General features: G+C 64.2%; 9 protein-coding genes and 2 pseudogenes. All 11 read right to left on the bottom strand.

Going from position 1 to position 11253, the window contains the following annotated elements; genetic code table 11:
• Window positions 1–121: pseudogene (locus ROTAS13_RS27970) on the bottom strand (helix-turn-helix domain-containing protein); the annotation flags it as partial.
• A 114-nt stretch (window positions 122–235) separates the two neighbouring features.
• Window positions 236–1603 (bottom strand): annotated as a pseudogene (locus ROTAS13_RS02305) (conjugal transfer protein TrbE); the annotation flags it as partial.
• 12 nt (window positions 1604–1615) lie between these two features.
• Window positions 1616–1897, bottom strand: coding sequence for a VirB3 family type IV secretion system protein (locus ROTAS13_RS02300; protein ID WP_075821434.1), 282 nt, complete (start codon window positions 1895–1897; stop codon window positions 1616–1618).
• Window positions 1897–2229 carry a TrbC/VirB2 family protein gene (locus ROTAS13_RS02295; RefSeq protein ID WP_075821433.1) on the bottom strand — a complete coding sequence of 111 codons (333 nt, stop codon included), beginning with the start codon at window positions 2227–2229 and terminating at the stop codon, window positions 1897–1899. Before ROTAS13_RS02295 ends, ROTAS13_RS02300 begins: the two co-directional genes overlap by 1 nt.
• Entirely contained in the window at window positions 2226–3206 is a 981-nt protein-coding gene (gene trbB / locus ROTAS13_RS02290) for a P-type conjugative transfer ATPase TrbB (RefSeq protein WP_075821432.1), read from the bottom strand. The genes ROTAS13_RS02295 and trbB overlap by 4 nt, the downstream gene beginning before the upstream one ends.
• 146 nt (window positions 3207–3352) lie before the next feature.
• Window positions 3353–3814: a CopG family transcriptional regulator gene (locus ROTAS13_RS02285; RefSeq protein ID WP_075821431.1), complete on the bottom strand. Its 462-nt coding sequence runs from the start codon at window positions 3812–3814 to the stop codon at window positions 3353–3355.
• 10 nt (window positions 3815–3824) lie between these two features.
• Window positions 3825–5810 carry a conjugal transfer protein TraG gene (locus ROTAS13_RS02280; protein WP_075821430.1) on the bottom strand — a complete coding sequence of 662 codons (1986 nt, stop codon included), beginning with the start codon at window positions 5808–5810 and terminating at the stop codon, window positions 3825–3827.
• 145 nt (window positions 5811–5955) lie between these two features.
• Window positions 5956–6876, bottom strand: coding sequence for a LysR family transcriptional regulator (locus tag ROTAS13_RS02275; protein WP_253187622.1), 921 nt, complete (start codon window positions 6874–6876; stop codon window positions 5956–5958).
• 408 nt (window positions 6877–7284) lie between these two features.
• Window positions 7285–7782, bottom strand: a complete 498-nt coding sequence (locus tag ROTAS13_RS02270; protein ID WP_075821428.1) for a MaoC family dehydratase — start codon at window positions 7780–7782, stop codon at window positions 7285–7287.
• A 14-nt stretch (window positions 7783–7796) separates the two neighbouring features.
• Window positions 7797–9446, bottom strand: coding sequence for a long-chain-fatty-acid--CoA ligase (locus ROTAS13_RS02265; protein ID WP_075821427.1), 1650 nt, complete (start codon window positions 9444–9446; stop codon window positions 7797–7799).
• Window positions 9447–9474: 28 nt separating this feature from the next.
• Window positions 9475–11238 carry an acyl-CoA dehydrogenase C-terminal domain-containing protein gene (locus tag ROTAS13_RS02260; RefSeq protein WP_075821426.1) on the bottom strand — a complete coding sequence of 588 codons (1764 nt, stop codon included), beginning with the start codon at window positions 11236–11238 and terminating at the stop codon, window positions 9475–9477.
• Window positions 11239–11253 lie beyond the last annotated feature (15 nt).

The raw sequence follows: 11253 nt of genomic DNA, 5'->3' as shown, positions 1-11253 counted from the left end.
ACCGCAGAACCTTCCGGACCACCTTTCGCGAAATCCCGAGCTCACGACAGATCGCCTTGATCGACTTGCCCTGCACCCGGTGCAGGCGCCGGATCTTTGCCACTGTCTCCACGACCAGCATCCCAGCACTGGCTCCCGATCATCCCGGAAACCACTGTGAACCCCGCCGTCAGTGGGGTCCCGTTTGGACGCCGATCACCCCTCCAACAGGGTTCCTATTCCATGCCGATCCACACACGGACTTGCCCGCACCAGTCGGGCCGACGACGAGCGTGTGCCCCACGTCGCCGATATGAAGGGAAAGCCGGAACGGCGTCGAACCCTCGGTCTTGCCGTACAGCAAGGGGGCGCTACCCAGATGGTCATTCCGTTCCGGCCCCGCCCACACGGCACTGAGGGGGATCATGTGAGCGAGATTGAACGTCGAGATGGGCGGCTGACGGACATTGGCGTAAGCATGTCCGGGCAGTGAGCCGAGCCAGGCATCGACGGCATTGACGGTTTCGGGCATGGCCGTGAAATCGCGGCCCTGGATGATCTTCTCGACCAGGCGCAGTTTCTCATCGGCAAGACGGGGATCGGCATCCCAGACCGTGACGGTGGCGGTGACATAGGCCATGCCCGCCACATCCGCGCCGAGCTCCTGCAGAGCCATGTCGGCGTCTGTGGCCTTGTTCGCGGCGTCGGTGTCCACGAGCGCAGATTGCTCGTTGGTCATCACCTCTTTCAAAATCGCCGCGATCGACTTGCGCTTGGCGAACCATTGGCGGCGGATTTTGGTCAGCAGCCGGGTCGCATCGGTCTTGTCGAGCAGGATGGCGCGGGTGGACCAGCGATACGGGAAAGCCAGCCGGTTCATCTCGTCGAGCAGGCCGGGCGTCGTCGCGGTCGGAAAGCCGACGATGGTAAGCACACGCAAATGCCGATCGCCCAGGCGCGGCTCCAGCCCGCCGGTCAATGGCTGATCGGCGAGCAGCGCGTCGAGATGCATCGGCACCTCTGGCACGCGCACGCGATGGCGGTTGGTCGAGATGGTGGAATGCAGATAGGTCAGCGTCTCGCCGTCATCGAGCCAACGGCATTCGGGCATGAAGCCGTCGAGCAGCGCCAGCACACGATCGGTGCGATCCGTGAAACCGCGCAGAGCCTCCCATGGATTGACGCCGGATTGCTCGCGGCCCTCGTAGAGCCAGGTTTCCGCTCGCGCGGCGTCCTCGGCCGGCGGCAGATAGAGGAAGGTCAGGAAGTATCCCGACACGAAGTGCGTGCCCGCTTCCTCGAACCCGGCCTTTCGTTCCGCATCGACCAGCGCGGACGCCGCGTCGGGAAAGGTGCTGTCAGGATAGGTCGCGGCCTCGCTGCGCTGCGCCTCGACGAAGATGCTCCAGCCGGAGCCGAGGCGGCGCACGGCGTTGTTGATGCGGCCGGCAACCGCGACCAGCTCGGCGGCGACGGCGGAATCCAGATCAGGACCGCGAAACTTCGCCGTCCTCTGAAAACTGCCGTCCTTGTTGAGTACGACGCCGGAGCCGACGAGTGCGGCCCAGGGCAGATAGTCGGCGAGACGGGTGGCGGTGCGGCGGTATTCGGCAAGGTTCATCATCGTGCGCCTCCGTCAAACAGCCAGATGACCGGGGATGCGCAGATGCCGGCGGCCGACTTCCACGAACAGCGGATCGCGCTTCGCCGCCCAGACCGCCGCGAAGTGACCGATGGCCCAGATGGCGAGGCCGACCAGCCAGAGGCGCAGGCCGAGGCCCACGGCTCCGGCCAGCGTGCCGTTCATGATGGCGATGGCGCGCGGAGCGCCGCCGAGCAAAATGTGCTCGGTCAGCGCCCTGTGGACCGGAATGGTGAAGCCCGGCACCGCGTCGATCTGTTCGAGGACGGCCGCCATCAGACGAGCGCCCCGCCGCCGAACGAGAAGAACGACAGGAAAAAGCTCGACGCGGCAAAGGCGATCGACAGGCCGAACACGATCTGGATCAGCCGGCGAAAGCCGCCGGACGTATCGCCGAAAGCCAGCGTCAGGCCGGTGACGATGATGATGATGACGGCGATGATCTTGGCGACCGGCCCTTCGATCGACTGAAGGATACTCTGGAGCGGCGCTTCCCACGGCATGGACGAACCGGAGGCATGGGCGGCGGGCGCCATGAACAGGCTGACATACGTGACGGTCGCGGCCGTCGCGATATGGCGGCGGAGGCGTAGGGCTTTGCGGATCATAAAGGGTCTCCTGTCGGGCTGGTTGCGGGGGTGATGCGGTAATCGCCGTCGGTGCCGAGTCCTTCGATGCGGGCGAGTTCGGCCAGCCGGCGCGCGGAGCCGCGCCCGGAAAGGACGGCCACGAGGTCGATGGTCTCGGCGATCAGCGCGCGCGGGACGGTGACGACGGCCTCCTGAATGAGCTGTTCGAGCCGGCGCAGTGCGCCGATGCCGGTTCCGGCATGAATGGTGCCGATGCCGCCGGGATGGCCCGTGCCCCAGGCTTTGAGCAGGTCGAGCGCTTCAGCGCCGCGTACCTCGCCGATGGGGATACGGTCGGGGCGCAGGCGCAGCGAGGAGCGGACCAGATCGGAGAGCGTGGCGACGCCATCCTTCGTCCGCATAGCGACAAGGTTTGGCGCGGCGCATTGCAGCTCGCGCGTGTCTTCGATGATAACGACGCGATCCTGCGTCTTCGCAACTTCGGCCAGCAGCGCGTTCGTGAGCGTGGTCTTGCCGGTGCTGGTGCCGCCCGCCACGAGGATGTTGGAGCGGGATGCGACGGCCGCGCGCAGCGTCGCGGCCTGATCGGCGGACATGATGTTCGCCGCCACATAATCGTCGAGGCTGAACACCGCGACGGCGGGCTTGCGGATGGCGAAGGTGGGAGCCGCGACGACCGGCGGCAAAAGCCCCTCGAACCGCTCGCCGGTTTCGGGAAGCTCGGCCGAGACGCGCGGGGCTCGCGGATGAACCTCCGCGCCGACATGATGGGCGACCAGGCGCACGATGCGCTCGCCATCGGCGGGCGACATCATCTCGCCAGTGTCGGCCAGTCCTTCGGAAAGCCGATCGACCCAGATGCGGCCGTCCGGGTTCAGCATCACCTCGACCACGACGGGGTCTTCCAGAAACCGCGCGATGGAGACGCCGAGCGCCGTGCGCAACATGCGCGCGCCGCGTGCGATCGCCTCCGGTTTGTGGTGATTGGCACTCATCTCGGCCCCGTTCTTCACGGGGCGCTCGACAGACGGTCCCCGCATCGGGGTCGATTAAGAAAGCTCGAAATCGGGCCGGTTCAACAAGTATTTAAGCGCGTGCGGGCATCGGCGGCGAACGGCGGCAAATAGGATGGGTTGAACACTTAGCGCTGGTTGCCGTCAGCCTCGGACTGATCTTGCGATGAACTGTCGTGAAGCGAATCGACATCCCGCGACAACTCTTTCAGAAACCTGTCTCCAGTCGCCAGACGCTTGCCGAGCGTCTGCATGAAACCCTCGAACCGCTCCACCCCTTTCGCCCGTGCCGACTCTTTCGCGGAGTCCGGCAATGGCGGCGTGATGGTCAGCCAGAAGCGGATGAACAGCGAGAGGGTCTCGCCGAGCACGGCGATATCTTCGTCGAGCGTGTCAATCTGACGGCCGAGCTTGTCGAGGCGGCGCGACATGGCCGCTTCCAGCCGATCCGACGTATCCCCCGACAGGAAGGACGCGACGGCGGCCTCGATGATGGCGGACTTCGACACCTTGCGCCGCAATGACAGCGCCTCGACCTGCTTGAGCAGGTCCGGGGTGAAGTAGACGTTCATGCGGGTCCGGTTTGTCATCGGCAGCCCCTCAAAGCTCGATGCCGTCATTGGGGTCCAGCGACGCTTGCCGCGCGACAATGCGCATACGCGAGCGCAGCGCACGGGCCTTGGCGGCATCCACGTCCGGCTCGTCGTCCAGAATGTCGAACTCCTGCGCTGGCGACGGCGGCGTGACGATTTCCTCATGCTCGGGCAATTCCGGCTCGCGGCGGATGCCGGCATTGGCGGGGTCACCCTCGGCTCCGCTGGCTGGCTTCGTGGCGGATTGGTCCGCTGTCGCAATGACGCGGCTCGTCCAATCATCGGCGGACGGATTCAGCTTGGCGGCCGCGGTGGTCAGATCGGGCGGGGATTGGATGCGTTCCTGAAATCGCGCGTCCTCGAAGTAACGCGCCTTCTTCGCCCGGATCGGCGGCGTCCCCGCGACCATGACGATTTCGTCTGTGGGCGGAAGTTGCATGATCTCACCGGGCGTCAGCAGCGGCCGCGCGGTCTCCTGCCGTGAGACCATCAGATGCCCGAGCCACGGCGCGAGGCGGTGTCCGGCATAGTTGGTGGAATCGCGCATCTCGGTCGCGGTGCCGAGCGCATCACTCACGCGCTTCGCGGTTCTCTCGTCATTCGTGGCGAAGGCGACGCGGACATGGCAGTTGTCGAGGATGGCGTTGTTCTGCCCGTAGGCGCGCTCGATCTGATTGAGACTCTGCGCGATCAGGAAGGATTTGAGGCCATACCCGGCCATAAATGCCAGCGCGGATTCAAAGAAGTCCAAGCGGCCGAGCGCCGGAAACTCGTCCAGCATCAGCAGCAGACGATGGCGCTTGCCGGATGTGGTCAGCTCTTCGGTCAGCCTGCGGCCGATCTGGTTGAGGATCAGGCGGATCAGCGGTTTGGTGCGATTGATGTCGGACGGCGGCACGACAAGGTAGAGCGTCACCGGCTCCTTGCTTCCGACAAGATCGGCAATCCGCCAGTCGCAGCGCGCCGTGACTCGCGCCACGACCGGATCGCGGTAAAGGCCCAGGAACGACATGGCCGTGCTGAGCACCCCCGACCGCTCGTTCTCGCTCTTGTTCAGCAGTTCGCGGGCTGATGAGGCGATGACGGGATGCACGTCGGCTTCGCCGAGATGCGGCGTGTCCATCATGGCGCGCAGCGTTGCTTCCACCGGGCGACGCGGATCGGAGAGGAAGTTGGCGACGCCTGCCAGCGTTTTATCCTTCTCGGCATAGAGGACATGCAGGATGGCGCCGACAAGCAGCGAATGGGACGTCTTTTCCCAGTGATTTCGTTTGTCGAGGCTGCCTTCGGGATCGACCAATATGTCCGCGATGTTCTGCACATCGCGGACTTCCCATTCGCCCTGCCGCACCTCCAGCAGCGGATTGTAGGCTGAGGATTTGGCGCTGGTCGGATCGAACAGCAGGACGCGGCTGTGCTTCGCCCGGAAGCCGGCCGTCAACGTCCAGTTCTCGCCCTTGATGTCGTGGACGATGCAGCTACCTGGCCAGGTCAGCAGTGTCGGCACGACAAGGCCGACTCCCTTGCCGCTGCGGGTCGGCGCGAAGCATAGGACGTGCTCGGGGCCGTCATGGCGCAGATAGTCGCGGGCGTAACGGCCCAGCACGACACCATCAGGGCCCAGCAAACCGGCGGTGCGGATTTCCTTGTCCTCGGCCCATCGTGCCGAACCGAAGGTCGCGATATTGCGCGCCTCGCGCGCGCGGATGATCGACATGAGGATGGCGGCGGCGATGGCCGCAAGGCCGCCAGACGCGGCGATGATGCCGCCTTCGACGAAGATTGAGGGCGCGTAGGCGTCGAAGGCATACCACCACCAGAACAGAGCGGGCGGATAGTAGATCGGCGAGCCGGCCAGCTCGAACCACGGGCTACCGAGTTGGGGTTGGAAGCCGAGGCGAAAGGCGACCCATTGCGTCGCGGCCCAGGTCATCACCAGAACGATGATGAAGACGACGGCGATCTGCCCCCAGAGTATTCGGCCTCCGCGCATACGGGCTCCAATCGGCAAAAGAGACGGAGCCGATCAGAGAGTAGGCAAAATCGGGACAGGCAATAGGAAAGAGGATGCGGGAGGGCTGTCGGATACTGTCGGCGGTAAATAGGACGGGTCGTGTTTAAGCTGTCGCCCGCCGTTGCTACAGGTGCGCGGCCGGACGATCCGAATCGCGGCGGCGCAATCCGGCTGGATCGGCCCGGCCCATTTCTCTGGCGAGTGCGAGCAGGTTTCGGAGTGCAGCGCCTTGATTGAACGGCGACCAGATGGCCGAAAACACCACTGGCTCGGGCTCATCCGTGATGGGCAGGAAAACCACACCGGATGTTGGCAGCAGCGACGTTGCCGCACCGACTATGGTGATGCCGAAGCCTTGTCCGACCATAGACAGCAGCGTGCCGCGTTCGACATCGAAACGAAGGATCGACGGCGCCGACCAGCGCCCGGCGAGGCGCAGCACGATATGGTTATGCACCTGCGGCCCGGTGCCACCGTGGCGGACAAGGAAAGTCTCGGCCGCCAGATCGGCCCAGGTGACGGCCGACTGCCCGGCAAGCGGATGCCGCTCCGGCAGCGCGGCCAGAAGCAGCTCGGTCCAGATTCGCCGCGTATGGCAATCGGGCAATTCGGGTGTTCCGGCCACGAATGCGATGTCCAATCGGTCGGCGCGAAGCTGCATGACGGCATCGCGGGCTGTGCCCTCGGCGATCTCGACCTCGATGCAAGAATGGTCTTCGCGGTATCGCTCGATCAACTCTCCGAGGAAGCTGCCAGGGATGAGGGCGTGGACACCGATGCGAAGGCGGCCGCATTCTCCCGACGCTGCCATGCCGGCCGCCTTCACGGCATAGTCAAGTTGATCCAAGCCCGCCGCGACAAGCTCAACGAAGTGCCGGCCTGCTTGCGTCAGGCGCACGCCTCGCGCATGACGCTCGAACAGGAGGATGCCAAGGTCTTCCTCCAGCGTCTTCACTCGGGCGCTGACGCTTGACAGGCTGACACCGAGTGCGTTGGCGGCATGGCGGAAGTTCAGATATTCCGCGACAGCGCGCGTCTGGATCAAAGCTGCCATCGGAATACGGCCGCTTACTAGCAACGATGTCGGTGAGGTCTCAGGTTGTGTGGGCAGTTTTTTACGACGCATATAGACCTCATCATGCCGCAGTTGCCTGCTTGTCGCGGGCAACCGTCAGCACAGCACGTCTCCTGCATGCAGTGCACGCCCGACAGCCTCGCCGATTCCTTGGCTGGCTCCCGTCATCAATGCCGTCCGACTCGTAAGCTGTGTATTCATTCGACCTCCTAACTAAGACTAGAAGCTGGGTGCAGAGGTGCTGCGCTTCGAGCTGATGATAGAATCGGTTTTCTTTTCAGGTCACTGGACGGTCTCGGCATCATCCTTCGTCAACCAGCAGCGATCAGCCCATTGCGTGGTGCGGCGACACCATAACTTTCACCGATCGCTGGCCACTTAGTCGATGAGACCTCCGTTCTTTAAGCAAGTTTCTCCGGCATCCCGCCGCCAGGAGACGATTTTCGGCGTAAACACCTGCACGATCTCGCCGTTCTGGTTGATCGTTTCGCTTCGGAAAGTGACCAGACCGCGTTCCGGCCGTGTGCGCGACGGCGCGATGGTCATGACCTCACTTTCCACATGGATCCGGTCGCCGGGCCGCGTTGCGCGCGGCCAGGAGATTTCCCCGCCCGCGCCGATCAGGCCGCCGGCAAGCGGCAGGCTCTGCACCATGAGCCGCATGGCCGTTGCGGCGGTGTGCCAGCCGCTGGCGACCAGGCCTTCGAACAGGCTGTCGCGGGCCAGTTCCTCGTCGAGATGGAAGAATTGCGGATCGTAGCGTCCGGCGAACTCCAGGATTTCGTCGAGTTCCATGACATGGGAAAGGCTGGTGAAGCGCTGGCCGACCGTGAGGTCATCGATATAGAGCTTCACGGTCTGTGCATCGTCGGCCATCTTAGACTCTCTCGTCAGGACGCCAGCGTCGGGTCCGGTAAATGCTTTGCGTATTCATCGAGCACGAGCCGGCGGATCGCGGTCTTGAGCAGCTTGCCAGTTGCGGTATGCGGCAGTTCATCTACGACGATGACGTCGTCGGGAATACTCCATTTGGAGATCTTGCCGGTATAGAGATCCTGCATGTCGTGGCGGGTGAACGTCTGGCCGGGCTTGACGACGACGACGAGAACAGGGCGCTCGCCCCAACGGGCATTAGGCACTGCGACAACGGCCGCTTCCTTGATGGCGGGATGGGCCTGCGCGATATTTTCCAGTTCGATCGAGCTGATCCACTCGCCGCCGGATTTCACCACGTCCTTGGTGCGATCGACGATCTGCACGAAGCCATCCTCATCCATGGTGACCACATCGCCGGTGTCGAACCAGCCTTCGACGGCATGGGCCGGGCTCTCCGGGGTATTGTAATAGCCGCCGGCAACCCAGGGACCCCGCACCAGCATGGAGCCGAAGGCCTTGCCGTCGCGCGCCACCGGTTTGCCGTCGCTGCCGTCGATACGGAACTCCATTCCGAACAGCGGGCGGCCTTGTTTGGCCTCCAGCATGAGTTTCCGTTCGGCTGAAAGCTTCCCATGTTTCGGAAGCAGCGTCGCCGCAAGACCGATCGGGCTTGTCTCCGTCATGCCCCAGGCATGGCGCACCGCGACGCCCATATTGTGGAAGCGGCTGATCATGACCGGCGGTGTGGCGGACCCACCAATCGCAACGCGCTTCAGCGTTGGGAACTTCTGGCCGTGCGCGTCCATCCAGTCGAGCAGGCCGAGCCAGACTGTCGGCACGCCGGCGGTGAACGTCACGCCCTCGCTCTCGAACAGCGTATGCAGGCTGGCGCCGTCGAGATTGGGACCGGGCATGACCAGCTTGGCGCCAACCATCGGGACAGCAAACGGCAGGCCCCAGGCGTTGACGTGGAACATCGGCACCACCGGCACGACAGCGTCGGACGCGGAGAGATCGAGGACATCGGGAATGACCATCGCCATGGCGTGCAGCACGCTTGAGCGGTGACTGTAGAGCACGCCTTTCGGGTCTCCGGTGGTGCCGGAGGTGTAGCACAGGCCGGATGCGGTGTTCTCGTCGAATACCGGCCAGTCGAACTCATCCGGTTCGCCGTCGATCAAGGTTTCGTAACAGACGAGGTCCGGCAGCACCTCCGACTTGGGCATATGCGCCTCGTCCGTCATGATGACCACCGCCTTCATTGGCGTGAGCCGGTCAGCGAGCGCCTCGAGGATGGGCAGGAAGGTAAGGTCGGCGAAGATCACGCTGTCTCCTGCGTGTTCAATGATGAAGCCGATCTGCTCGAGGAAGAGGCGCGGGTTGATCGTGTGGCACACCAGGCCCGATCCGGAAACGCCGTAATAGAGCTCCAGATGCCGGTAGCCGTTCCAGGCCAGCGTTCCGACCCGGTCGCCGTGTTGCAGGCCGAGTTTCTGCAGCGCGTTGGCGAGCTTCTGGCTGCGCTTCGAAAGATCGGCATAGGTGTAGCGATGGATCGGTCCCTCGACGGTCTTCGACACGACTTCCGCGCCGCCGTGGTAGGTGGCCGCATGACGCAGGATCGATGATATGAGCAGCGGTGCATTCATCATCATGCCAAGCATGGTTTTCTCCTCCCGGTAAAAAGTTCAATCAGAACAGATCGGCGTCAAGCGCCATGATATCGGCAGCACCGGCGCGGATCGCCGTGTCGAGCGCTGCGGTCTGCGGTAGCAGGCGGGCCGCGAAGAAGCGGGCAAGAGCGAGCTTGCGCTGCTTGACCGGTGTCGTCTCTCCGCCGGCGGCCTTGTCGGCCATGCGCACCCACAGCCAGCCGAACGAAACCAGCGCGAAGAAACGCAGATAGTCCGTGGCTGCCGCTCCGGCCTCCATCGGATCGGCGCCCCTGGCCAGCAAGTCTTCCGTCAGTTTCTCCAACGCCTCCAGCGCGGAGGCGACGGCGGTCTTCACCGCCTCGAGTTCCGCGGGTCCGTTGGTTGCCGCCAGTTCCGCGCGCACCAGAGCGAAGAAGCCGCGTGCCACATTGCCGTTTTCCATTGGCAGCTTGCGGCCGACCAGGTCCATGGCCTGCACGCCGTTGGTGCCCTCATAGATCTGGGCGATGCGGGCGTCCCGTACATACTGCTCCATGCCCCATTCGCGGATATAGCCGTGGCCACCGAACACCTGTTGCGACAGGACGGCGATCTCGAAGCCGAAATCGGTAAAGGCAGCCTTCACCACCGGCGTTAGCAGCGCGACGAGGCCGTCAGCCTTGCGGCGCGCCTCCGCGTCCGGATGGCGGGCGGCGATGTCCATCTGCAGCGCGGTCCAAACGGCGAGCGCGCGTCCGGCGTCGGTCAGCGACCGGCCGGTGAGCAGCATCTTGCGCACGTCGGCATGATCGAGGATAGGCACCAAGCCGCGCGCGCCGTCGGCGGAACGGCCCTGCAGGCGCTCTCGGGCGTAGGCGACGGCCTTCCGGTTGGCCGCCTCGCCGATGCCAAGGCCCTGGATGCCGACGAACAGGCGCTCGGCATTCATCATCGTGAACATGGCGTTGAGGCCACGTCCCGGTTCGCCGACCAGCCAGCCGATGGCGCCGTCATAGTTCATCACGCAGGTCGGCTGGGCATGGATGCCCATCTTGTGTTCCAACGAGCCGACCGACATGCCGTTGCGTTCGCCGAGCGAGCCGTCCTCGTTGACGAGGAACTTCGGCGACAGGAACAGGCTGATGCCCTTCACGCCCTTCGGCGCGTCGGGAAGCCGGGCCAACACCAGATGCACGATATTGCCGCCGAAATCCTGGTCGCCGGAGGAGATGAAGATTTTCGTACCCTTGATGGCATAGCTGCCGTCGCCGACCGGCTCGGCGCGGGTGGTGAGCAGGCCGAGATCGGTGCCGGCCGAGGATTCGGTGAGCGCCATGGCACCCGTCCATTCGCCGGAGATCATCTTCGGCAGCCAGGTCGCCTTCAACGCATCGCTCGCATGGTGGGAAATCGCCTCCACCGCGCCGTGGGTGAGGCCGGGAAACAGGCCGAAGGAGAGGTTGGCCGATGACAGCATTTCATCGAGCAGGATCTGCAACACACGCGGCAAACCCTGCCCACCGAATTCCGGGTCACCCGAAAGCCCGGGCCAGCCGGCCTCGACAAAGGACCTGTAGGCGTCGGCGACGCCCTTCGGCGTCGTCACCAATCCGTTTTCCAGCCTGCAACCTTCCTCGTCGCCGGGACGGTTGAGGGGTTCGAGCACCTCGGCGCAGAACTTGCCGCCTTCTTCGAGAATGCTCGTAGCGAGATCCGTATTGACCTCTTCGTAACCGGGCAACGCCGCCATCTGCGCGTCGAAGTCGAAGACCTCGCCGAGCAGAAACGTCACGTCGTCGACGGGAGGGATATAGCCAGCCATGGGGCTTTCCTTGCC

The sequence above is a fragment of the Roseomonas sp. TAS13 genome (assembly GCF_001950415.1).
Lineage (GTDB): Bacteria > Pseudomonadota > Alphaproteobacteria > Acetobacterales > Acetobacteraceae > Roseomonas > Roseomonas mucosa.
The sequence above is the reverse complement of the archived record's forward strand: the minus strand, read 5'-3'. Positions and strand labels throughout refer to the sequence as shown.